Here is a 24,262-nt window from a genome sequence, read left to right as displayed (position 1 = left end):
TCCAGGCTCCTTTATTCATGCAGACTATAATTTTGACCTTCGAATAATTTGATTAATTACTTCTGAAAATACTAATCCCATCGCGATGGATCCTGATATCATTAACGCTTTCGCAGCGAGTTGAACAGCTTGGTTGTAATCATTCTCCACAAAATTCCTCATGGCATCATAAGCAAGACCACCTGGTACTAAAGGAATGATACCCGCAACATTAAAGATAATGATAGGTGTTCTATAAATTTTCGCAAACATTTGACTCACAATCGCCACAAAAATGGAAGCAATTAATGTAGCAATCACGCTATCAAAGTTGAAATAGACAAACAGTGTATAGATAAGCCATCCACCCATCCCAACTAATCCACACTTTAGTAATGATTGTTTAGGCGCATTAAAAATGACCCCAAACGCAGCGGATGCAATAAAACTCGTCACTAGTTGTTCAACTATCATAGATACTCCTTTCAATTTAAGAATGAAAGTACAACTGCAATGCCTGATCCGATGGCAGAGGCCGTTAAGAAGGCGTCTGCTCCTTTTGATATACCCGATACTAAATGGCCGGACATTAGGTCTCTCACAGCATTTGTAATGAGAAGACCAGGGACTAGTGGCATAACAGAACCAATAATAATTTTATCCAATTCATGCCCAATGCCCATCTGTATAAACAAAAATGAGATAAATCCAATAATAAATGAAGCTGAAAACTCAGCGAAGAATTTAATCTGTACAAGGTAATGAAAGTATAAAAGACATGAAAAACCGAGGCCTCCTGCGATCATGGCTGGAACAAAGTCCTGCCATACCCCTTGGAACATAATTAGAAAGCATCCACTTGATATGGAAGCCGCTGCAATTTGTACCCAAATAGGATACATCAAATTACGTTTTTCAATATTCTTTAGTGCCGTATAGGCCTCGTCCAATGATACTTGTCCACCGCTAATATTTCGTGAAATGCTATTCACTAGCGTCACTTTTCTCAAATCCGTTGTACGCTCTGAAATTCGAATAAGCTTTGCTGGAGCCATACCATCAGCCGAAAAGATGATACCTGTAGGCGTAACATAGCTATGGGCATCTTCAATTCCGAAAGAAGCAGCAATTCTTGTCATCGTGTCTTCTACTCGACCTGTTTCAGCTCCACTTTCTAGCATAATCTTACCCGCTAGCAAGCACACTTCAATAATTTCATATGTTTGATTTGAATTTGTAGGCATTCATCATCTCTCCATTAAAGCTCTTTCTTATTCTTTTAACGTTTCACAAAACGAATATTGTCCATTATTTCCTTAATTACCAATCATATTCGGATACTCTATCTGACATCATACCAACAATAAAAGATAGATGTCACTACTTGAAGGTATTTTTTGGACAGAAAAAGACATTTTTCTACATCAAATCCGATAAATATAGATCAAAACAAGTAGAAGCACACCCAGTAGAAAAGGTAATTTTCTATTGGGTGTGCTTCTTTTTATTACATTCTTGCCGTATGAGTATCTTCGTGCGCTTTTGCCATTAACTCGTACTGACGTGCTCGTAATTCAAATAATGTTAACGGATCATAATAAGCCTCTGGGTTCGATCTCATTTCATCCAGTTGCTGTTGATTTTGAGCAATCTCATTTTCCGTCTCTACGACTAACTCTCTTAGCTTACTAAACGGTTCCTTAAAGAAAACATCAATATCAATCTCCAATGACTTCTCAAACAAATCAAATTGCAGGAAGAACTTATGGATAATGGATGCCGTCACATCTTCATATGTTTCATTTTCAATATACTTCTTGTAGTTATTGTGTAGGAGCGATTTATTTTGTGGAATAGCCCCAAACAATTTACCTGCACTTTTTAAAATAAATTGTGTTGGCTTAAAGCGAAGCATGATGTTTTCTTGATCCATTTGAATTCTCGTTGTCATACGATTCACATCACGGCGCCAGTCATCTAATACTTTAAAGTCACAGTGTAATCTCATTCTTGTTTCTTCATATAAATCGTTAAACGTTTCTGCCATTTCTTCTAAATAAGTTTGACCTTGTTCTAACTCTTCATTTGAATAATGAATCCACTCAGTCATTTGATTCGAAAAGACAGGTAAAACTTGCTCTTGCAGGTACTCATGAATTTTCTCGTTCATCTTATCATTTAACACGACATGAAGCTGACTATAGTCACTATCCTCTGTAATCAAGCTTGAACATTCACGTAAAAGATCTGGAATATCTTTTGTTAGCTCTACCTTCAGACTCTCCTTCACCTTGCGATATGACTGTACAATCGATGCTACTTTTTCTTTTTCTAAATCAGTAAAGCTGTTAATAAAGCCGTTTAGCCTAATTAACATCTCGTCGTTCCATTTAATTGAATCTACTAAATAATTCTCCATCTCTACACGCTTTTCTAGCAGCGCTGTAAGAGTTTTACGAATAAAGAACAGAATTTTCATCGCACATTCTTGTTTGGAATGCGGCGTACTCGTATTGAAACCTGATTGAACGAACTCTGTTAACTCTTGAAGCTGTTCCTTCAATGAATAGATGGATGAATAAGGGAAGACTTTTGCACTTGGGAAATATTCATTTACACGCTCTTGTGTATCCTCTAACATACGCACAGCCTCTACTTCATGGCGATACACATCCATTTTATTGAGGATAAAATGAAGAGGCATATCTTTGTATCGTTCTTTCATCTCAAGTAGAATATCTCGCTCTTTATCAGTGAACGGTTCGTTTGCATCAAGTACAAATAATAAACCATCCCCGATTGGCAAGTAATTCGATACTTCTCCTTTTCCATTAAACCCTGGTGTATCAATAAACGAACAATTTGTTTTTGCTAAGAAATCGCAAGGGAGATTTAGTTCAACAAACGGCTCATTTCGATCAATTTGACGACTCATTGCCCCCGTATCTTCTAATTCAGCTAAATCCACTAAAGATTTCGCTTCAAGCTTGCTTACTTTACGAATATCTAAAGCATCCGCATCCGATACAACAACTGGACACACAACATCTCCTAATCGGTCTTCATCTAAAATGGAATTGATAAATGATGACTTGCCAGTGCCCGTTGAGCCCGCTACTAAAATGTGGCTAGTCTTCACATCCATCAGCTTATCTACCCACCACATTGACTTATAATCAACCTCTAAGCCATTACGCTTTGTCCAGTTAATAATCGACTCAAATAAATCTAGACAGTAATCCAACCCATCGATGTTATTTTGCGAGTAAAAAATATAGCTCCCTGCATCACTTACAACCGGGTCAGCTATGGAAGAAGGATACAACTCTGTCCATGCTAATACTGCTGCAGACGCAAATAGAGACTCTGATTTCTTTGTTGTTCGTAACCAATTTGTTAGTAAATGTGGGACTAAATCATGTAATTCTTTAATAAAATACTTACCTTCAATAAGCCCACAGTACGTTTCCTCAAATAAATAAGGAACCTCTTTCCAGCTATCTCCTTGGTCTAGGTTAAGGTTTAAGAACACAGCATTAACCGTTCCAATCCACTCCATGTATAATTCATGATTGCGGTATTTATTCCATAGAGAAACCACTAGCCTTTCGAAGTCTTCTTGACTTGCTTCATAGATTGCCAGTAAGACTTGTTCAAAGTAATCCGGTGCTGCATGCTGTGTATAGCCTTCATCTACATAACGATTGAGCACTACAAACCACTCTCTGGATTGCGTACGAATCGATTCATTTACCGCTAAATCAAGCGCGTGCTCCCAGTCTTGTTGCTCTTCATAGAAGGTGCGAGCTAACTCTGTTACATTTGGATAATCAGGATTAAATGAAACAGCTTCTTTAATGACCTTGTGAGCGAAATCAAATTGATGCTCTTCTAGGTAAAGTGAGAATAATTGCAGCGCTACTTCAGACGTCAACGTTTCGCATTCTGCATCAATAGACGTATAAATCTCTTCTGCAACAGACAAAATCCCCATCTCATAATAAGCATCCGCTATGTTTTTTCTTGCCCATTCATATAACTCGCCTTCAATGTTCTCCCATTTAAAGATAGCTGCCTCATAATCTCGATGATGAAAATAGACTTCCCCTTGTGCAAAGCGAATAGGTGATAAATCATACATTTCCTTCTCTCGCTCTTGTGCATACACATCCCCTAGCACACGAATAGGGTGACGTGCATCTGTATCTCCTACAAATTCTTCATAATATGACTTTCTAATTAAAGGTTGTTTTTCTATCATAAGTGCCCTCCGTTATCTATGTAAAAATTCTCGGTAGTTAAAAGGTAACCGCCAATTTTACCTGATTGCTAAGTCAAGCTACATCATATAACAGGTGATGTGCAAAACGAATGAGTCCATCCTCTTAATCCATTCCCAGGATAAGTGGGTCCAAATCCTTCATTTTCTACTATTATTTTAACAGAAATAGGCCGCCAAAAAATTTCATTTGCGTTTCAATTCACTGCCAATAACCTCCTGTTATAACAAAAAACCGCTCTACATCATTCGTTTACAAATGATGTAGAGCGGGTGTCATTAAGAAGATATGGTTGGATTTGATTTATTTACCATCGTTGATTTCTTCGTTCGAGCCTTGGAATGAACATTGCTAAATCCATCATTCAACTGCACCATGGAAGCATTTAGGTTCAATCTAGTCCTGGAAACGGAACAACCATCTCCTTATCTTTTCCCTTATTACACTAAAAAACGATAAGAGCTACCTCAAATGAAGCCATCATCCTTCATTTGAGGTAGCTTTTTAGACAAATAGAATCTCTTCTGTGGCACGATATTCTCTCGGTGAGAGCCCTACGTATTTCTTAAACGTACCACTAAAGTAATTAGGGGTATTAAACCCTAGTTCTTCTGCAATCCTCTCAATCGTATAATCAGTATGACGCAACAGCCAGACAGCTCGTTGAAGACGAACAAACGTCACATACTCCACAAAATTCAGACCTATCTCTCGTTTAAACAAGCGACTAAAATACGGAACGCTTAAACTGATGTGATCGGCCACTTGCTTAATCGCTAAATCTTCTGTGCAGTGCTCAGAAATATAATCAATACACGTTTGAATTTGCGTATCTTTTGGGATTTCTTCATAATACCGAAAATTAACTCGCTTATATGGCGGTGTACGTCTTGCTTTACGAGCTTCTCGATACGAATGATGTAAGGAAAGTGGCTCTCGATAAACGGACCCTATTCCAATATATAAATAAATACCGTACACTTCCGCTAATTCATCTACTACACCTAAAATGGCTTGTTCTCCCTCGTTCCAATGCTTTAACGATATGCATCCGTCAGGCACTTGTAAAAGCAAAAGAATGTGCTTGCGATAAGACAAAAAGGAAACATGTATCCGATAATCATTGAAGCGCTTTCTAAAAAGATCTTGAATCACTACAGGAGCCTGCCACCCTTCTACTTCTTTCCGCTCTGGAAAGCGAACAAAGCCTTGAACGAAGCACACTAAGTTTGGAACAGCTTCACCTGGTAAAAATGACCGGGCTTGAATTAACTCTTCCTCGATGGTAACATCTCCTCTTAATAAACGTCGAAGAAAAGCTTCTTGAAATGGTAGCGTATGGTGATTTGAATCTTGATTCGGACGGAATTGCTCATAAATTTCATCATAGTTTAACAGAGCCGTTTGTTGATCAGCCAATTCTCCAATTGCTCTTTTTACATGACGAAGAAACAAGCTCTTTTTAATAGGCTTTACCCCTAAATAGTCTAGCTTGCACTCAACAGCTAAAGGCGCTGTTGCTAACAAAGATGAATCTAGCAATGTAATAATCTTACACTCTTTATACTTCTTACGTAGTCGATACACTTTCACCCAATCAAATAACTTGCACACTTCTACAATAATAATATGTACTTGCTTCCCACTTTCTCTCTCTCGTAACACACATAACTCGCGATACTCTGTTAGCATCCAATCGACTAACTGATTGTATTCCCCTTGATGCTCTACTTTTACATTCACACCATACATAGTCGATCCCCCCTTACTTGACCTTCAAACTCTCTTTAATCCTCTCAAACGAGAGATTTCCATCTCCATATCATCTCTACTTAAGAGATATTTTAAGAATAGGTTAAATATTTATAAGTTTCTGATAATTTTCTGTAAGGTATCTATTCCTATTATAACGTACAATCAATTCTATAGTATAGCTAAGCCGTAAGAAAGGAGGATTTATGAGACACGGCTACGCTTAAAGGGATATAAAGGGGGAAAATGAATGGCTGCTGAATACAAAGAGTATGACTACGTCGAGGCGGGTACAATCGACGTTCGTGACCTTGAACCACTCGATTTAGAAACAAGTGAAATCATGAAAAGTGAATTTCGTACAGGTTTTAAATTAACCGTCTTCTATTATGTCTTTATTTTGACTATTCCTATCTTAAACTGGTTTGCTAGTGATTTTATGTTTTCAGATATGTGGGGTGGCATGACATACACTTGGTTCTTCACTAGTATCATTGCTATGGCAATGTCTTTTGTGATTGCCTTTATTCACACTTCACTTTATGAAAAGCGCTTACAAAAATACCAAAGTGAAACAAAGCTTTCTTCACCTCCACAAGAAAGGAGCGTTAACTAATGATGGCATCCTTACTCGAACCCAAAATGCTACTAACGATTTTATTGATGGGAACGATCGTTTACATTACGTATTTAACAAAGCGAAACACAACAGCTTCTGACTACTTCGTTGGTGGTCGTAGCTTCGGTTGGTTCACAAATGGTTCTGCAATTGGTGGCGATTATTTAAGTGCTGCTACTTTCTTAGGTATTGCGGGTTTAACGTATCAACTTGGATATGATGGCGCTTATTATGCGTTCTGCTTCTCAATTGGGTTAACGTTACTTGCCATCTTCGTAGCAGGACCACTTCGTCGATTTGGTGCCTATACGGTAGCAGACTTCCTCGCTTATCGCTTCCATAGTAAACGTGCTCGTCTAGCAGCCGTTGCGGTTGTATTAGCCATTTCAGGCTTCTATGCAGCACCACAGCTTTTAGGGGCTGCGCAAATTTTAAGTATGTTCTTTGGCACAAGCTATGAGTTTGGTATTATCTTTACGTGTTCAGTCATGATTTTTTATGTAGGTGTTGGTGGGATGAAAGGGACAACCCTTAACCAAGCACTTGAATTATGGATTCGCCTTGGCGCATTCTTACTAATGGTAGGAGCAGCAATCTACGGAGGCTTACACTACCAAGAAATTTTAGCTTCCATTAACGAATTTAAGGGTGTTATTACTGGTACTGGTCAATATGCAGCTGATGGAAAAGATGTTGCATTTGATGGTGAAACATGGACAGGAACTGGAAACTACTTCCCTTCATTCTGGCAGACAATTTCAATGACAATCGGTCTTTCATTAGGAACCATTGGTCTTCCACACATTCTTCTTCGTTTCTACACAAATCCGAGTGCAAAGGCAGCTCGTAAATCCGCTCTTATGGCGATTGGAATTGCAAGCGTTTTCTTTTTATTCGCGGTTTACCTTGGAGTCGTTGGCCGTTCTATCTTCTTAAGCGGATCAGCAGAAGGTGCGGTTATGAAAGATTTAGTAGCAGGCGGTAATAACATGGTGGTTCCTTCTACTGCACAAGCTTTAGGTGGCGAATGGTTACTGGGCCTTGTTATCGCAGGTGCTTTCGCAGCAGTATTTTCAAACCTTTCAGGGTTATTCATCGCAAGCTCAGGTGCATTAGCACATGATTTATACGCAACTTTCTTACGTAAAAACATTACAGAAAAAGAGCGTGTTGTCGCTGGTAAAGTCTCCATTATCATTCTAGGGGTTTTATATGGAATACTTGGACTTATGGTAAAAGAAGCTTCTATCGGTCACTTAGTGGCACTTGCCTTTACCGTAGCTGCAAGTACCTTTACCCCTATCTTCATCTTAGGTATTTGGTGGAGAGGAATGACAGAAAAAGGAGCAATTGCCGGATTAGTGATTGGTCTACTTAGCTCCATGTACATGATTTTCTTACCTAACACATTACCTGACTTTTTACAGTTCAAGGTACCTGGCTTAATCACTGTTCCAATTGGCTTCTTATCTGTTTACATCGTATCGAAGCTTGACCGTCGAGTGCCGGCTGATGTAAACGAATTTATGAAAAAGGTTCACTCGAAAGAATCTGAAGTGGCATAATAACACAACTAATCGCCTTGCTACCTTGTAGGTAGCAAGGCGATTATCTATGATTACACTTTAAAATGAAGAATTAAGCTTTGTAGCTCTTCAGCCATTTTAGCTAAATCATTCGCCGCCGACGCAACTTCTTCCATAGAAGCCAATTGTTCTTCGGTCGTAGCAGAAACACTTTGTGTGTTAGAAGCAGTTTGTAGAGCAACCTTATTCACCTCTTGAATAGACAAATCCACTTGACCTGCTCCAGAAGACAATTCCCCTACCGTCTCCACCACGTGTCTTAATTGCGAAACCACGTCATCAATTGAACCTTTAATACTTCTAAAAGACGTACCCGCTTCTTCCACCACGATAAGTCCATCTTTTACTTCTTTTGTCGTTAGCCTCATCGATTCTTTTGTCTGAGTCGTTTCTTTCTGAATGGTCATAATGAGTTTTTTTATCTGTTCCGCCGACTTTGCCGACTGTTCAGCAAGCTTACGTACTTCTGCTGCCACTACTGCAAATCCTTTACCATGAGTACCTGCTCTAGCCGCTTCAATTGTCGCATTTAATGCTAATAAATTGGTTTGATCTGCAATCGTTGTAATCATTTCATTTACTTCTTCTATCTCATCTAAATTACTACTTAACCCTGTGATTGAACCTTCAAGACCCTTCACATTATCGTAAATAGCGTTCATCTTCATCGTTACCTTTTCAATTGATTCATTTCCACCAATTGACGTAGCCGTCATCAAAGTTGAGCTTTCTGAAGCTTTTTTCACATTCTCAGCAATCTGCTTCGTTTGATGAGTCATTTCTTTCAAGATGTCTTTACTATCTTCTACACTTTGAACTTGCTGGATTGAACCGTTTGCTAGGTCTTGTGTCAGCTTTGAAATATGTTCACTTGCTGTACTATTTTGTTCAACGCTTGCACTCAACTGCTCTGAGGAGGCCGCCACTAGCTCTGAAATTCCATTAATAGATGTCATAATTGTTCGTACACCTTTAATGGTTTGATTAAATGAAGCAACAACCATCCCTATCTCGTCTTTTGACTGATAAGAGCCCTCTACTGTAAAATCCCCGGTCTCCGCTTTTAACAACAAGTCCTTCATTTCATTTAGTGGCCTTACAATGATTCGAGAAATGAAAAGCCCGGCAACGATAGACAATAGAATCGTCCCCGTAATTACGGCAATAAAAATGATTGTTGCGATTTTTTTATCTGCTTTACTCTCCTCATATAAAGATTGCGCTCGTTCATCATTTACTTTTTGCAATGCATTAACCGTTGTGTTCACTTCACCTCGTAGCTTTGAAGCTTTTGTTTCATATAATTCAAATGCCATATCTTCCTTACCTGATAAAATTAACTCAGTCATTTCCTCTCTAATAGCGGTTAGTTCCTCTAGTTGTTCTTTATAGGTTAAAATGTACGCTTTTTCTTCGGGCAGTAAGTACGTGCCCTCATATTGTAAAAATAGCTGATTGTTCTGATTTTTTCTTTTCTTTGCTTCTGCTATATGCTGGTCTCTTACCGATGTATCTTTTGTCATGATAGATGCTAATATTTCTGCATCGCTAACTCGGTTATTAATACGAATTTGTCCTAACCACATGATTGGCAAAAGACGGTCTTCATACATTTCTTCTGAATTATTTGCCATGTCATTCATGTAAAAATAGCCAATCATTCCAACCGTCCCTAGCGAAAAAACGGATATTATAATTAAGATGAAAATTTTCGATGCCACCCGCATGTTGCGTAGTCGTTTCATGATAATCCCCTCCTCTAACGATACACGTTTGTGAAATTCTTCTATCTTTTTTACTGTATGGGTAAAATAGTTACATAGTACAAATGAAACAAAAAAACACCAAGTGATGTCCACTTGGTGTCCTCGTTAATCTTCATCTTTCACATCGATATCTTCTGGAATTGGCTCATTCAATATTTCTTCAATCAGCTTGCGATACTTTTCTACTTGCTCTAGATGTGTATTAAACTGCTCTTTATTGACTAAATATTGGTTTCCGTCATGCACAGCCCGAATTTGCTTTTGTTGAATCAACGCTTCAAGGTAAGACTCTGGTAAAGATAAATAGTCAGCTGCTTCTTTTAGCGTTACATACATCACGCTCATCCCTTCCTACATAAAGGCCGCCTTACAATACGACTCTTATTCACGATCCCTCACCCATCTAGCCACTTTAAAAGGTCAGGATCTCAATCATTACTGTTCTTTTAACACTAATTTTGCAACGGCTTCACAATGCGTCGTATGCGGGAACATATCAACCGGTTGAATCTCAACTGTTTGATAGCCCCCTTCTTCTAACACTTTTAAGTCACGAGCCAATGTTGCTGGGCCACACGACACATACACAACACGCTTTGGCTTCATCTCAATAATCGTATTTAACAACGCTTCATCACAGCCTTTGCGAGGTGGATCCACAACCATGACATCGGCTGTAATCCCTTCTTTGTACCAGTTTGGAATGACAACTTCTGCTTCCCCAACTGCAAACTCAGCATTTTCAATATGATTTAAGACCGCATTGCGTTTAGCATCTTCAATCGCTTCTGGTACAATTTCTACACCGTACACCTTCTTCGCCTGTTGAGCTAAAAAGAGTGAGATTGTTCCGATACCACAGTATGCATCAATCACGGTTTCTTCACCCGTTAAATTGGCATATTCAAGCGCTTTATCATAGAGTACCTTCGTTTGTTCAGGGTTTACTTGATAAAATGATTTAGCGGAGATTGCAAATTTAACATCTCCAATGTAATCATAGATGTACTCTTCGCCCCAAATGACCTTTGTTTCATCACCTAAAATGACATTTGTCTTCTTAGAATTAATGTTATGCACAATGGATTTCACCGCTGGAATTGCTTCTGTAATCTCTTCAATAAGCTGATTTTTGTGAGGGAGCTCTGCTGTTCTCGTTACAATAACAACCATAATTTCACCCGTTACCAGTCCATAACGAGCCATAATGTGACGAACTGCACCACGGTGCTTTGCCTCATCGTATGCACGAACTCCATGCTTCTCAAGAATTCCTTTTACCTTTTGGACCACTTTGTCATTTTCTGATTGCTGAATGAGACATTCATTCATATCGATAATGTCATGACTACGCTGTTGATAAAAACCAGCAACAAGTCCACCCTCGCGCTCTGCTACTGGTACTTGCGCTTTGTTGCGGTAACGCCACGGATCCTCCATCCCTAATACAGGATGAACGAGCACATCTGTCAACTGACCAATACGGGCCATTACTTCTTTCATTTGCTTTTGTTTAAATAAAAGCTGCCCTTCATAATTCATATGCTGAAGCTGACAGCCACCACATTGCTGGTAAACTGGACAGGGTGCCTCTACACGGTATGGACTCTCCTCCGTCCGTTCGATTAAACGAGCAAATCCATATCCTTTTTTTACTTTGATGACTTTTACTTTTGCTGTTTCGCCTGGTAGTGCATTCGGTATGAAAAGGGGAAATCCATCCACTTTCGCTACACCAGCTCCATCATGCGTTAAATCTTCAATATATACATCAACAAACTCATTCTTTTGTACAGGTGGTTGTTTTATATTCATTTCATTACATCCTTTTTTTAAACATACTGAACTGATTGTACCACATTGTCATCTTCCTTCAAAAAAATGCATAAAAAAGATCGCGATTAGGCGATCTCATTTTTCTCCATTAATTCTGCTGTTTCTTTTGGTACAAAAATCTCCACATGACGATATAAATTGACAAATTCCCCAGGCAATAATCCACCAAATTCGCCATCTAGATTTAGCTGCATTTTATCCTTTGTGTTCACTTTTACTCGGTTTGCTTTCGTATAGATAATGTGTGGGTCATTGATATGCTCACCGCGAAGAGCAAGTGTAGCAATACGAATAAACTCAGCTAAGTTTGCTTTCTTTAAAATAATCAAATCAAACATTCCATCATCCAGCGATGAATCTGGCGCTAACTTCTCAAAGCCACCTACTGAATTTGTAAGAGAGACTAAAAACAACATGATTTCACCATCAAAAAACTTTCCATCGTATTCAATCTCAACCGATGTTGGCTTAATAGAAGGTAAAATTTCCATCCCTTTTAAATAGTAAGCAAGTTGACCTAGCATCGTTTTCAACTTACTTGGCACTTCATACGTTAGCTCAGTTAAGCGACCGCCACCTGCAATGTTGATGAAATAGTGCGTATTTCCTTCATTGGTTACACAGCCTAAATCAATTGGCTTTGTGATGCCATTTACAATCACATCACACGCTGCTTCAATTGTTCGGGGAACATTAATTGCACGTGCAAAATCATTTGTTGTACCAACTGGGATAATGCCAACCTTTGGACGATAGTCTTGTCCAGCAATACCATTGATCACTTCATTAATCGTGCCATCTCCACCTGCTGCAATGACCACATCGAATCGGCGTTCAACAGCCACCTTAGCCGCTTCAGTGGCATCTCCAGCACACGTCGTCGCATGGCAGGATGTTTCATAACCTGCTCGCTCTAGCTTTTGTAAAACGTCCGGCAAATGTTTTTTAAATAACTCTCGACCAGATGTCGGATTATAGATAATTCTTGCTCTTTTCATTTTCATCATCCTAATAATGATAATTTTTCACTAGTTGTTAGTATCGTATACTCTATGTTGTTTCAAACATCTTTATTAATTTCTTTTTTTGAATAGTAATACCCCCTTCAAACCGAAGTAAGCACGACTTAAAGAGGGCTAACAAAAACATATTATAAAGAAAACAACAGAAATATACAATAATCGTCCTATGATGTTACACTTAAAACTTAAAACGTAATCAATTCGTCATCGTATTGTCATCAATAAACAAGGAAAATTATACCACAAAATAGAACAATCACCTAATTAAACTGCTTCATCATTGACTATGACACTTGTCTCATTTCCTAAATCGTTAGCACATTGCATGCTCAAACAAAATCCCCTGCCTATCTATCCATTTATTTCACTGGATTTTGAGAGGCAAGGGATTTTGGAGAATATGACAACCAGGATTTTTTCACCCCGTTATCATAGATGCTTCATTATCGTTTATTTATTTCCTCAAGTAAAATTTTATTTACCATCGGTGGATTTGCTTGACCTTTTGAAGCTTTCATAATTTGACCTACTAAGAAGCCAATTGCACGATCTTTCCCGTTTTTAAAGTCTTCAATTGATTGAGGATTAGCATCAAGCGCATCTGTTACAAGCTTACGTAACGTCGTTTCATCCGAAATTTGAACAAGACCTTTGTCTTTTACAATTTTCTCTGCGTCTCCACCTTTTTCAATTAGCTCTTTAAAGACCTTCTTCGCAATCTTCGAAGAAATCGTACCTGCTTCAATTAGCTTAATCATGCCCGCTAAGCCTTCTGGTGTTAACGCAACATCTTCAAGCTCTTTTTGCTCAGCATTTAAGTAAGCTGATACTTCACCCATTAACCAGTTAGACGTTAACTTCACATCTGCACCTTTTTGGATTGTCGCTTCAAAGAAATCTGACATTTCTTTCGTCAGTGTTAGAACCATCGCATCGTATGCTGGTAATCCTAACTCTTCTACGTAGCGCTTTTTACGAGCATCTGGAAGCTCAGGAATTTCAGCACGAATGCGCTCTTTCCACTCGTTATCGATGTGTAATGCTAATAAGTCAGGCTCTGGGAAGTAACGGTAATCGTCAGATCCTTCTTTCACACGCATTAAAATCGTGTTACCTGTTGACTCGTCAAAACGACGTGTTTCTTGTAGGATTTCTCCACCAGATAAAAGAACCTGTGCTTGTCTTTTTTCTTCATGCTCTAATCCACGACGTACATAGTTAAAAGAGTTTAAGTTCTTTAACTCTGCTTTTGTACCGAACTTCTCTTGTCCATATGGACGTAAAGAGATGTTCGCATCACAACGTAAAGAACCTTCTTCCATCTTACAATCAGATACGCCTGTATATTGGATAATTGACTTTAATTTCTCTAAGTACGCATATGCTTCTTCTGGAGAACGCATATCTGCTTCTGATACGATCTCGATTAACGGTGTACCTTGACGGTTAAAGTCAACAAGTGAGTACCCATCGCCTGTATGCGTTAATTTACCTGCATCTTCTTCTAAGTGAAGACGATTAATACCGATGCGCTTTGTTTTACCGTTTACTTCGATTTCAATCCAACCGTTTTCTCCAATTGGTTTATCAAACTGAGAGATTTGATATGCCTTTGGATTGTCTGGATAAAAATAGTTTTTACGGTCAAATTTTGTATCCGTTGCAATTTCACAGTTTAGTGCCATTGCCGCTTTCATCGCAAACTCAACCGCTTGTTTGTTCAAAACAGGAAGAACGCCTGGATAACCTAAATCAATAACGCTTGTATTTGTATTTGGATCAGCTCCGAATGCATTTGGACTAGCCGAGAAAATTTTTGATTCTGTCTTCAATTCCACGTGCACTTCAAGACCAATAATCGTTTCAAAGTTCATTTTTATCTCACCCCTTACAGTGCTGGTTTCGCTTTATGATGCTCAGTTGCTTGTTCAAATGCATGAGCCACACGATAAATTGTACTTTCATCAAAGTGTTTACCGATGATTTGTAGACCTAATGGTAATCCGTTTGATAACCCACAAGGTACAGAAATACCTGGTACACCAGCAAGGTTCACAGGGATTGTTAAAATGTCATTTGCATACATCGTTAATGGATCTTTTGTATTTTCACCAATCTTGAACGCTGGTGTTGGTGTTGTTGGTCCAATAATGACATCGTACTTTTCAAAGACATCTTCAAAGTCTTTTTTGATTAATGTACGTACTTGCTGTGCTTTTTTGTAATACGCATCGTAGTAACCAGAGCTTAATGAGAACGTACCAAGCATAATACGGCGTTTCACTTCATCTCCGAAGCCTTCGCTACGTGTTTGCTTATACATCTCAATTAAGTTCTCTGCATTATCCGTACGGTAACCATAACGTACACCATCAAAACGTGAAAGGTTAGCAGACGCCTCTGAAGAAGATAGTAAGTAGTAAGTTGCTAGTGCATACTTCGAGTGCGGAAGCGATACTTCTTCCCACGTTGCGCCTAGACCTTCTAATACTTTTAACGCATCCAGTACAGATTGACGTACTTCCTCGTCTACACCTTCTCCTAAATACTCTTTAGGTACACCAATTTTCAAGCCTTTAACATCGCCCGTTAATGCTGACACGTAATCTGGCACCTCTACGTTTGCTGATGTTGAATCCATTTCATCTAAACCAGCAATTGTTTGAAGTAAATACGCATTGTCTTCAACAGAGCGTGTAATTGGTCCAATTTGATCTAAAGAAGATGCAAAGGCCACTAACCCAAAACGTGATACACGTCCATATGTAGGTTTTAGTCCGACAACCCCACAATAAGCAGCTGGCTGACGAATGGAACCACCTGTATCTGAACCTAATGAGAATGGTACTTCTCCCGCTGCCACAGCTGCCGCTGAACCACCGCTAGATCCACCTGGTACGTGATCAAGATTCCAAGGGTTACGTGTTAACTGTAAACCTGAGTTTTCAGTCGAAGAACCCATTGCAAATTCATCCATGTTTAACTTACCGATTGTGATGGCTTCTGCACCTTGAAGCTTCTTCACAACCGTTGCATCGTAAATCGGATCAAAGTTTGCTAAAATTTTACTTGAACAAGTTGTTGTTAAGTCTTTTGTTACGATGTTATCTTTCACACCAATTGGCATACCAAATAACAAGCCAAACTCATCTTTTGACTGTAACGCCTCATCTAATTCTTTTGCGTAAGCACGCGCTTTATCTTCGTTTAATGCTAAAAATGCGCCTACCTTCTCATCTACTTCATTAATACGCTTGTACGACTCATCTACTAGGTCTTGTACGCGAATTTCTTTACTATGTAAAAGCTGATGCAGCTCAGAAATTTTTCGATCAAACAATGACATCGTAAAGCCTCCTTCCTTACTCTAAAATTGATGGTACACGAACATAACCATCCTTGTGGTCTGGTGCGTTCTTTGTTACTTCTTCGATTGTAAGACCTTTACCTGGCTTGTCTTCACGCATAACGTTTTTCATGTTTAATACGTGTGAAGTTGGCTCTACATTCGTTGTATCTAATTCATCTAATTGTTCTGCATATGTAATAATTGCATCTAGTTGCTTTGCAAACATTTGAGCTTCTTCTTCTGTTACAGCTAATCTTGCTAAATGCGCAACGTGTTTTACTTGATCAACAGAAATTCTTGACATATTCTTTCACCTCCGAGTATTCGTCCCATTGCAATATACTGATAATACCAAAGAACAGTAGCATCAAGCAACATTTCTACTAGGAGTTATCTAAAATTAAAATACCCTGTCAATCTAGACAGGGCAAAGGCTAAAACACTCCTATTTTACATCCGCTTCCATTTTATCAAACTCATGTAAAATCGCTTCCTCAGGTGCTTTTGTCACCAAACTAATGATAACGATTGAAAGAAAAGCAAGCACAAAGCCTGGTACAATTTCATACAGCTCGAAAATGCCACCTAGGTGATATAATTGCTTCCAAACAACCACCGTTACAGCTCCAACTACCATACCAGCGAGCGCACCATGTTTGTTCATACGTTTCCAAAACAATGATAATAACACCACTGGACCAAACGCCGCTCCAAACCCTGCCCATGCATACGAAACAAGATCTAAAATCGATGAGCCTGTTTCGAGCTCTGGATTCGCCTGAATACCTAGCACAACGGCAATAGCTGAAATGACAATAACCCCTAAACGTCCAATCCAAAGCAACTCTTTTTCACTCGCATTTTTACGCAGAATCGCTTTATAAAAGTCTTCTGCTAATGCACTAGATGAAACAAGTAACTGTGAACTAACGGTACTCATAATGGCTGATAAAATCGCTGCATATAAAATACCCGCTACCCAAGGATTGAATAAAATGTTCGAAAATAAAATAAACACTTTTTCTGGGTTATCAACAGGTGCATCTGCGAAGTAGGCAGCTCCTGTAATACCTGTAAATACGGCACCTAGTAGTGAAACAATCATCCAAGACATCCCAATCAAGCGAGCAACCGGAACATCTTTTACAGAACGTATCGCCATAAATCGTGTAATAATATGAGGTTGTCCAAAGTAACCAAGTCCCCAGGCCAGCAATGAAGTCACACCAAGAACAGTGGTCCCTTGAAACGCATCAAGCAAATCAGGATTAATCGTCTGTAAAGTAGAGGTCATCTCATTCCAACCATTTAATTCAACAATGGCTACAATTGGAACCACAACAACGGCTAGGAACATTAAAATACCTTGAAAAAAGTCTGTCCAGCTAACCGCTAAAAACCCACCTAAAAATGTATAAGATAAAATAATAGCTGCACCAATCACTAGTGCTAGATTGTAAGAAAATCCAAACGATTCTTGAAATAGAATGGCTCCTCCTACAAGACTTGAAGATGAATAGAATGTAAAGAACACTAAAATAACAAGTGCTGAAATAATACGCAATAATTTGGATTGGTCTCTAAACCGATTTTCAAAGAAATCCGGCACTGTAATTGAATCGTTGGCCACTTCTGTATATGCACGTAATCTCTTAGCAACGAATTGCCAATTCAAATAAGCACCAATCGAAAGGCCTACACAAATCCATAGCGCATTCATTCCTGTTGTATAAGCTGCACCCGGTAGCCCTAACAACAACCAGCTACTCATATCCGAAGCACCCGCACTTAGCGCAGCGACTCCAGGACCTAAGCTTCTCCCACCGAGTAAATAGCTTGATAGATTACTATTTACACGATAAAACCAAATACCAATTCCTAACATTCCAATTAAATAAATACTAAATGTAACAACCGTTGCTGTTGACATCATCTGTTCCCTCTCCTCTCACTAATAACCGATACGGTACACAATACGATGATTAGTGGCATAGGGACGAGAAGAAGCAACATCGTTGGCATCGTCAAGCCCATTACACATCACCCCCCTTGACTATGCATAAAAATATGTATTTTTTAATATTCTTACTATATAGAATCTTAACATAACTCTTTATTGGGATGGATATAAGATACGACTAAACGAGGAAAAGTTCAAGAAAAATTTATAGAGATGTTCATAAAATGGGATAAAAAGAAACATGTTTAATCAGTTCTTATGTATGGGAAATACAAAAAAATCCGAAACTGCTAGTAAGCAAAAGGATGCCTATACAGGAGGAGCCGTATGAATATAAAGGACATATTAACAAGACGAACCATCTATCAACAAACGGACAATTGGTATGTAGTAGATAAAGAGTTTGCATGGAACTTATCGAGGTTAAAAGAAGACGTGTTTCAATACATGGATCAAGACATTCGCATTCCTGTTGTATTTTGCGATTCATGTGAGGCTAATAAGATTGTAAGTGAGCTAGGAGAAGAAGAAGCGGAGTATTTAAGCTATGCTTCCGGTATCTATTGGAGAGAAGTCGGCATCATCTTTATTTTCCGATTTGATGACTATCTACCTTTACTCGAAACCATTTTTCACGAGCTTCGTCACGTCATGCAAGAAGACATTCCAGAACTTAGAGCTCGCTTTGAACTTGATAAATATTTGCCATATGAGCAACGTCTAATTGAAAAAGACGCTTTTCAGTTCGCCAAAGAAAAGCTATTACAATATAAATATCATCATTACCAAATGGCTCAGTAATGCTTGAAAATCTCAAAGAGCTTGGTGCGTCATCATCGAGCCTTCCATCAGGAGAGAACTCATCAAACTCTCTCAAAAGCAAAAAAGAAGCTAGGACATCCGTGGGCAAAGCGAAAAAAAGAAGATTTACATGCAGAAATCCCTTGCCTCTCTATCCGTTGATGTTCGGATTTTCGAGACAAAGGATGCTATCGGCTGAGTCAAACAGGGGTGTTCTTTATCCCTCTTGTCTCAGCTCCTTTTTAAATTAAAGTGTTTCAGATGTTGTTTTTGCTTGCATATGAAGAAGTAAGTAGTCTGGTCCACCTGCTTTAGAGTCTGTACCTGACATGTTAAATCCACCAAATGGTTGGTAGCCAACAATGGCACCCGTACAACCACGGTTGAAATATAAGTTTCCTACATGGAAGTCTTCACGCGCTTTTTCGATATGGTCACGGTTGTTTGTAATTACAGCACCTGTTAAACCATAGTCTGTGTCATTTGCAATTTCAATCGCATGATCGAAATCTTTTGCTTTTGTAAATGCAACGACTGGACCGAAGATTTCTTCCTTCATAAGACGCGCATCTGGTGTTAAGTCAGCAAATACGGTTGGCTTGATGAAATAGCCTTTTGAATCATCACCTTCGCCACCTGCTACTAACTTGCCTTCTTGCTTTCCAATCTCGATGTATTCCATAATTTTATTATACGCGCTTTGATCAATAACAGGACCCATGTAATTCGAGCGATCCACTGGGTTTCCGATTGTTAATTCATTTGTTAATTCTACAACACGATCTAGTACTTGATCATAAACGTCTTCTAAAACGACTGCACGTGAGCATGCTGAACATTTTTGACCAGAGAATCCAAAAGCAGATGCCACGATTGAACGTGCTGCTAATTCTAAATCGCCCTCTTTATCCACAACGATTGTATCTTTTCCACCCATTTCAGCAATGACACGCTTTAACCAAATTTGGCCTTCATTTACCTTTGATGCACGCTCATAAATACGAACGCCTACATCACGAGACCCTGTAAATGAAATGAAACGTGTACGTGGATGATCAACTAAGTAGTCTCCCACTTCAGCTCCACTACCTGGAACGAAGTTTAATACCCCTTTTGGAAGACCTGCTTCTTCCATAACCTCAACAAACTTCGCTGCCACGATTGGCGTTGTTGAAGCTGGTTTTAATAACACTGTATTACCCGTTACGATTGCCGCTACTGTTGTACCAGCCATGATCGCAAATGGGAAATTCCATGGAGAGATAACAATCCCAACTCCTAGTGGAATGTAATTAAATCGATTATATTCACCAGGACGACTTTCAACTGGCATACCATCTTTGATTTTTAGCATTTGACGAGCATAGTACTCAAGGAAGTCGATTGTTTCTGCTGTATCTGCATCCGCTTCATTCCATGGCTTACCTGCTTCTTTTGTCAATAATGCAGAGAACTCATGCTTACGACGACGAATAATCGCAGCTGCACGGAATAAGATATCTGCTCTTACTTCCGGCTTAACTTTACGCCACGTCTTGAACGTCTCATCTGCGATTTGCATCGCTTTTTCAGCTAATTCTTGACTAGCTTTTGATACACGACCGATTACCTCTTCTTTATTTGCTGGATTAATCGATACGATTTTATCTTCAGTCGAGATGCGTTCTCCACCAATTACTAAATCATAATCTTGTCCAAGATAACTTTCTACTAAAGCTAATCCCTCTTGATAAGCCTCTTGATTTTCCTTTGTAGAAAAGTCTGTAAATGGTTCATGTTTGTAAGGTATTACCATGTTGTAAGCCTCCCTTTCCCTTTTAAAGCGTATACAATTCACAATTTTTATTTTAAACGAATTTACTGACTTCTTCAAACATTAAAATTAGTTTTTACGCAAAAAATTATCAAAAAAAATTATCCAAGAAACATTTTTATAATCTAACTATTATAATTATCCATTTTTTGTTCCTCTTGTTCAATGCGCTAAACACCAAGCATTCCCCATAAAAAAATCGATTATTACATAAACCGTTGTTTTCATAAGGTTTATCGTAATAACCGATTTAGAATAATATCTATTGAAGGTGCAAGCACACTTGTAAGCTTAACCCTATTTATTCATAAATATGAACAAATGGCTTTTCACTATCTTGCTCTCGAATGATGACAGCCTCTTGCCCGCCAACCGAATTAATGTACACTCTCGTTTCCATATATGGTGGGAAATGATCAAGCATTAAGCCCGTTACATATTGCGTAAATCCAACTACCTCACCTCGACCATAAAATTGAATGGGAATTTCCACAGACAGTTGCTGTAACTGATCATCTTTATAAAATCCTTTTCCAATCACACTCGTAAAGTTCGGGAAGTAATCTTCAATACGTGCTTTAAATTCATTAAACTTCATTGCATCATCACGATGATCAGCTGTCGCATCTTGAGATGGAAACAGGTAATACTTTTCCTTAATATCTTCCCATTTCCCAACCTTTGTATCTCCTTTTCCAGCTGTTCCTAACGCAAAGAAGTTACCTGGAGTAATGGATGACTTAGGCATTTGCTTAAATAATGCAACAGTAATTGGCACTTCCTTAAGCTCATCCATTTTGCGCATCCGGCTTACAATCTCATCAGCGATGGCTTTTCCTTCTTTTTCAAGAACTTCTTGCTTAATCGGTACTTCACGTGGATAGCCTTGTTCTTGATTGTAGTAATGAACAGAATTCATGGCTAAGCCAATCATGACGCCCCCAAGTCGTACTTTGTCTTCCCCATCTTTGATTAAGTAGTTCTGCTCTAGAATATGACCTAAATACTGTGGGGATTTCTCATTACGCTCCGTTAGCGTACCTTCATCCGACATAACAGGGTTTAATCCTTCGTTTTTCGCTTTTGAATCTTTCTTTTTGGTTTCTGCAAACTGTGCATCTGTTTGCTTACGACTTAACCATGAGCGAATCGTTGTGCGATCTAAATATTGTCCTTCTTGAAACAAATATTTATCAGGCGAAAAATCAGATTGCGCCATTCGCATGAGCCCTGATTCAAATTCTTGAATATCAAGGCGGTTATTCATGTTTCCAACTACTAATCCCCTTGCCTCTCCCGGCTTAAAAGGTAGAATTGTACGGTAGTAGTTATCGGAAATGTTGAACTTTGGAATAATGGCTTTTTCCGAGTCTTCATTTGTTTGTTGTACAACTTCTTCCTCTTTTGAAAAGCTAGGTGCGCATGCCGAGGTTATAAACACGACAATAAGAGAAAGCAAAAACACTTTTTTCAACACCTATACACCTCTTATTTATTTAATTCTTGAAGCAATCTTTCTTCGTCCCATACTTCTATTTCTAATTCTTGTGCTTTTGTGAGCTTTGATCCTGCATCTTCGCCCGCAACAACAAGGTCGGTTTTCTTACTCACACTACCCGTCACTTTTCCACCTAACGCTTCTACTTGCGCTTTCGCATCATTTCGTGAAAGTTGTTCAAGTTTTCCCGTTAACACAACGGTTTTACCTGCGAAATAAGAATCGCTGTCTGACGCGGCTACGAGCTTTGGTCCTTTATAAGTCATATTAACACCATGTTCAGCTAGCTCTTCAATCAGTGTCATGACTTCATCCTGTGAAAAATACGTCACAATCGCATCTGCCATTTTATCACCAATCTCATTGATTGCTACTAACTCATCATACGTAGCTTTCGTTAACTTGTCCATGGTCTCAAAGTGCTGGGCCAATGTTTTTGCTGCTTTAGCCCCAACATGACGAATACCCAGCCCGAATAAAAGCTTTTCTAACGAATTCTCTTTTGATTTATCAATGGCAGCCACTAGGTTGTCTGCTGATTTTTCGCCCATACGCTCAAGTTGAACAAGTTGATCCTTTGTTAACGTATAGAGATCAGCTACATCTTTAATAAGCTCTTCTTTAAACAATTGGGTGATGACCTTCTCACCTAACCCATCAATGTTCATTGCATTTCGTGATACAAAGTGGATTAGTCCTTCTCGAATTTGCGCTGGGCAGCTTGGATTAATACAGCGTAGCGCCACTTCACCCTCTAAACGTACTAATTCACTTTCACATTCTGGACAGTGTGTTGGCATGTGAAATTCTTGCTCTTTTCCTGTTCGCTTTTCTGCAATGACATTTACAACTTCAGGAATAATATCTCCTGCTTTTTTAATCACCACATAATCGCCAATATGGATGTCTTTTTCACGAATGAGGTCTTCATTATGTAGCGAAGCACGCTGTACCGTAGTACCTGCTACTTGAACCGGCTCTAAAATAGCAGTCGGTGTTACCACACCTGTACGCCCTACACTTAGCTCAATATCAAGTAGCTTCGTTACCACTTCTTCTGCTGGGAATTTATAAGCAATGGCCCACCTTGGACTTTTCACTGTTGTGCCAAGCTCTGCTTGTTGCTCAAACGAATCTACTTTAATCACAATCCCATCAATATCATAAGACAAGTCTGGACGTTTTACCTGCCACTCTTCGATGTAGGCTAACACATCTTCAATTGTTCCACATTTTCTACGCTCTTTGTTTGTTTTGAACCCAAGCGTATCAAGTAAATCAAGACCTTCACTATGAGACTCTACACCCGTGCTTCCTGCATCTGCAATTGCGTACACATAAATGGACAGGTTACGAGTCGCGGCAATCTTCGGATCAAGCTGACGCAATGATCCGGCCGCTGCATTACGAGGATTAGCAAATAGCATTTCTCCACGCTCTTCTTTTGCTTTATTTAACGATTCAAACGAATGCTTCGGCATATAAGCTTCACCGCGTACTTCAATTGAAAAGGAATCGCTAATACGTAGCGGAATGGCACGAATGGTTTTAAGATTCTCCGTAATATCCTCACCAATTGTTCCATCACCACGTGTTGCTCCTTGCACAAAATACCCGTCCTCGTAGCGAAGCGATACAGCTAAGCCATCGATTTTCAACTCGCATACATACGAAAAATCTTCACCTACCGCTTGACGAATGCGGCGATCAAAATCACGTAAGTCTTGCTCATCAAACGCATTCCCTAAGCTTAACATCGGTGTTTGATGCTCTACTTTTTGGAACGCATCTAAAATCGTTCCTCCTACACGCTGTGAAGGAGAGTCTGCCGTACGAAACTGTGGGTATTGTGTCTCTAAATCAATTAACTCTTTCATAAGACGGTCGTATTCTGCATCAGGAACACTTGGGTTATCAAGAACATGATATTCGTGATTGTAACGAGTAAGCTGTTCTTGTAATTCATGCACACGTGATTTAACTGTTTCAAGATCCATCCTT

At 39.1% G+C, this 24,262-nt stretch carries 18 protein-coding genes; 3 read left to right on the top strand and 15 right to left on the bottom strand.

The window, feature by feature from the left end:
• Positions 1-24 precede the first annotated feature (24 nt).
• From JOC83_RS15415 to JOC83_RS15400, 4 genes are all read right to left on the bottom strand, one after another.
• Positions 25-453 (bottom strand): threonine/serine exporter family protein, encoded by a 429-nt coding sequence (locus JOC83_RS15415; protein WP_205188278.1) that lies wholly within the window; start codon positions 451-453, stop codon positions 25-27.
• Positions 454-464: 11 nt separating this feature from the next.
• Positions 465-1,223: a threonine/serine exporter family protein gene (locus JOC83_RS15410; protein WP_205188277.1), complete on the bottom strand. Its 759-nt coding sequence runs from the start codon at positions 1,221-1,223 to the stop codon at positions 465-467.
• A 263-nt stretch (positions 1,224-1,486) separates the two neighbouring features.
• The gene (locus JOC83_RS15405) at positions 1,487-4,240 is read right to left on the bottom strand and encodes a GTPase domain-containing protein (protein WP_205188276.1); all 2,754 of its coding nucleotides are present in this window, start codon (positions 4,238-4,240) and stop codon (positions 1,487-1,489) included.
• Positions 4,241-4,763: 523 nt separating this feature from the next.
• On the bottom strand, positions 4,764-6,011 hold the full coding sequence (locus tag JOC83_RS15400) for a helix-turn-helix transcriptional regulator (protein ID WP_205188275.1): 1,248 nt from the start codon (positions 6,009-6,011) through the stop codon (positions 4,764-4,766).
• Between the two features lie 250 nt (positions 6,012-6,261).
• On the opposite strand from JOC83_RS15400, the gene JOC83_RS15395 reads away from it, so the two are divergent.
• Both JOC83_RS15395 and JOC83_RS15390 read left to right on the top strand, forming a co-directional pair.
• Positions 6,262-6,627, top strand: coding sequence for a hypothetical protein (locus tag JOC83_RS15395; protein WP_205188274.1), 366 nt, complete (start codon positions 6,262-6,264; stop codon positions 6,625-6,627).
• Positions 6,627-8,195, top strand: a complete 1,569-nt coding sequence (locus JOC83_RS15390; RefSeq protein WP_205188273.1) for a sodium/solute symporter — start codon at positions 6,627-6,629, stop codon at positions 8,193-8,195. Before JOC83_RS15395 ends, JOC83_RS15390 begins: the two co-directional genes overlap by 1 nt.
• Before the next feature lie 53 nt (positions 8,196-8,248).
• On the opposite strand, the gene JOC83_RS15385 is transcribed toward JOC83_RS15390, so the two are convergent.
• The 8 genes from JOC83_RS15385 to putP form a co-directional block, all read right to left on the bottom strand.
• The gene (locus JOC83_RS15385; RefSeq protein ID WP_205188272.1) at positions 8,249-9,961 is read right to left on the bottom strand and encodes a methyl-accepting chemotaxis protein; all 1,713 of its coding nucleotides are present in this window, start codon (positions 9,959-9,961) and stop codon (positions 8,249-8,251) included.
• Between the two features lie 126 nt (positions 9,962-10,087).
• Positions 10,088-10,318, bottom strand: coding sequence for an excisionase family DNA-binding protein (locus tag JOC83_RS15380; RefSeq protein ID WP_205188447.1), 231 nt, complete (start codon positions 10,316-10,318; stop codon positions 10,088-10,090).
• Positions 10,319-10,417: 99 nt separating this feature from the next.
• Positions 10,418-11,797 (bottom strand): 23S rRNA (uracil(1939)-C(5))-methyltransferase RlmD, encoded by a 1,380-nt coding sequence (gene rlmD, locus JOC83_RS15375; protein WP_205188271.1) that lies wholly within the window; start codon positions 11,795-11,797, stop codon positions 10,418-10,420.
• Between the two features lie 86 nt (positions 11,798-11,883).
• Positions 11,884-12,816 carry a diacylglycerol kinase gene (locus JOC83_RS15370; protein ID WP_205188270.1) on the bottom strand — a complete coding sequence of 311 codons (933 nt, stop codon included), beginning with the start codon at positions 12,814-12,816 and terminating at the stop codon, positions 11,884-11,886.
• Positions 12,817-13,283: 467 nt separating this feature from the next.
• Positions 13,284-14,714, bottom strand: coding sequence for an Asp-tRNA(Asn)/Glu-tRNA(Gln) amidotransferase subunit GatB (gene gatB, locus JOC83_RS15365; protein WP_205188269.1), 1,431 nt, complete (start codon positions 14,712-14,714; stop codon positions 13,284-13,286).
• A gap of 14 nt (positions 14,715-14,728) precedes the next feature.
• Positions 14,729-16,186, bottom strand: coding sequence for an Asp-tRNA(Asn)/Glu-tRNA(Gln) amidotransferase subunit GatA (gatA, locus tag JOC83_RS15360; RefSeq protein WP_205188268.1), 1,458 nt, complete (start codon positions 16,184-16,186; stop codon positions 14,729-14,731).
• A gap of 16 nt (positions 16,187-16,202) precedes the next feature.
• On the bottom strand, positions 16,203-16,493 hold the full coding sequence (gene gatC, locus JOC83_RS15355; RefSeq protein WP_205188267.1) for an Asp-tRNA(Asn)/Glu-tRNA(Gln) amidotransferase subunit GatC: 291 nt from the start codon (positions 16,491-16,493) through the stop codon (positions 16,203-16,205).
• A gap of 141 nt (positions 16,494-16,634) precedes the next feature.
• Positions 16,635-18,119: a sodium/proline symporter PutP gene (gene putP / locus JOC83_RS15350; protein ID WP_205188446.1), complete on the bottom strand. Its 1,485-nt coding sequence runs from the start codon at positions 18,117-18,119 to the stop codon at positions 16,635-16,637.
• Between the two features lie 357 nt (positions 18,120-18,476).
• On the opposite strand from putP, the gene JOC83_RS15345 reads away from it, so the two are divergent.
• On the top strand, positions 18,477-18,950 hold the full coding sequence (locus tag JOC83_RS15345; RefSeq protein ID WP_205188266.1) for a DUF3920 family protein: 474 nt from the start codon (positions 18,477-18,479) through the stop codon (positions 18,948-18,950).
• Between the two features lie 247 nt (positions 18,951-19,197).
• Here JOC83_RS15345 and pruA read toward each other — a convergent pair whose 3' ends face one another.
• From pruA to ligA, 3 genes are all read right to left on the bottom strand, one after another.
• Positions 19,198-20,745 carry an L-glutamate gamma-semialdehyde dehydrogenase gene (gene pruA, locus JOC83_RS15340; RefSeq protein WP_205188265.1) on the bottom strand — a complete coding sequence of 516 codons (1,548 nt, stop codon included), beginning with the start codon at positions 20,743-20,745 and terminating at the stop codon, positions 19,198-19,200.
• Positions 20,746-21,064: 319 nt separating this feature from the next.
• The gene (locus JOC83_RS15335) at positions 21,065-22,237 is read right to left on the bottom strand and encodes a CamS family sex pheromone protein (RefSeq protein ID WP_205188264.1); all 1,173 of its coding nucleotides are present in this window, start codon (positions 22,235-22,237) and stop codon (positions 21,065-21,067) included.
• A gap of 14 nt (positions 22,238-22,251) precedes the next feature.
• Complete coding sequence (ligA, locus tag JOC83_RS15330; protein WP_205188263.1) at positions 22,252-24,258, bottom strand: NAD-dependent DNA ligase LigA; 2,007 nt, start codon at positions 24,256-24,258, stop codon at positions 22,252-22,254.
• Positions 24,259-24,262: the final 4 nt, after the last annotated feature.

Source organism: Priestia iocasae, assembly GCF_016909075.1.
Lineage (GTDB): Bacteria > Bacillota > Bacilli > Bacillales > Bacillaceae_H > Priestia > Priestia iocasae.
Note: the sequence above shows the minus strand (reverse complement) of the source record. Positions and strands in the feature narration are given on the sequence as shown.

Bases quoted from the DNA above. Each gene is read 5' to 3' on its own strand.
- JOC83_RS15415 (WP_205188278.1), bottom strand. From the start codon at position 453: ATGATAGTTGAACAACTAGTGACGAGTTTTATTGCATCCGCTGCGTTT.
- JOC83_RS15410 (WP_205188277.1), bottom strand. From the start codon at position 1,223: ATGCCTACAAATTCAAATCAAACATATGAAATTATTGAAGTGTGCTTG.
- JOC83_RS15405 (WP_205188276.1), bottom strand. From the start codon at position 4,240: ATGATAGAAAAACAACCTTTAATTAGAAAGTCATATTATGAAGAATTT.
- JOC83_RS15400 (WP_205188275.1), bottom strand. From the start codon at position 6,011: ATGTATGGTGTGAATGTAAAAGTAGAGCATCAAGGGGAATACAATCAG.
- JOC83_RS15395 (WP_205188274.1), top strand. From the start codon at position 6,262: ATGGCTGCTGAATACAAAGAGTATGACTACGTCGAGGCGGGTACAATC.
- JOC83_RS15390 (WP_205188273.1), top strand. From the start codon at position 6,627: ATGATGGCATCCTTACTCGAACCCAAAATGCTACTAACGATTTTATTG.
- JOC83_RS15385 (WP_205188272.1), bottom strand. From the start codon at position 9,961: ATGAAACGACTACGCAACATGCGGGTGGCATCGAAAATTTTCATCTTA.
- JOC83_RS15380 (WP_205188447.1), bottom strand. From the start codon at position 10,318: ATGTATGTAACGCTAAAAGAAGCAGCTGACTATTTATCTTTACCAGAG.
- rlmD (WP_205188271.1), bottom strand. From the start codon at position 11,797: ATGAATATAAAACAACCACCTGTACAAAAGAATGAGTTTGTTGATGTA.
- JOC83_RS15370 (WP_205188270.1), bottom strand. From the start codon at position 12,816: ATGAAAAGAGCAAGAATTATCTATAATCCGACATCTGGTCGAGAGTTA.
- gatB (WP_205188269.1), bottom strand. From the start codon at position 14,714: ATGAACTTTGAAACGATTATTGGTCTTGAAGTGCACGTGGAATTGAAG.
- gatA (WP_205188268.1), bottom strand. From the start codon at position 16,186: ATGTCATTGTTTGATCGAAAAATTTCTGAGCTGCATCAGCTTTTACAT.
- gatC (WP_205188267.1), bottom strand. From the start codon at position 16,493: ATGTCAAGAATTTCTGTTGATCAAGTAAAACACGTTGCGCATTTAGCA.
- putP (WP_205188446.1), bottom strand. From the start codon at position 18,119: ATGTCAACAGCAACGGTTGTTACATTTAGTATTTATTTAATTGGAATG.
- JOC83_RS15345 (WP_205188266.1), top strand. From the start codon at position 18,477: ATGAATATAAAGGACATATTAACAAGACGAACCATCTATCAACAAACG.
- pruA (WP_205188265.1), bottom strand. From the start codon at position 20,745: ATGGTAATACCTTACAAACATGAACCATTTACAGACTTTTCTACAAAG.
- ligA (WP_205188263.1), bottom strand. From the start codon at position 24,258: ATGGATCTTGAAACAGTTAAATCACGTGTGCATGAATTACAAGAACAG.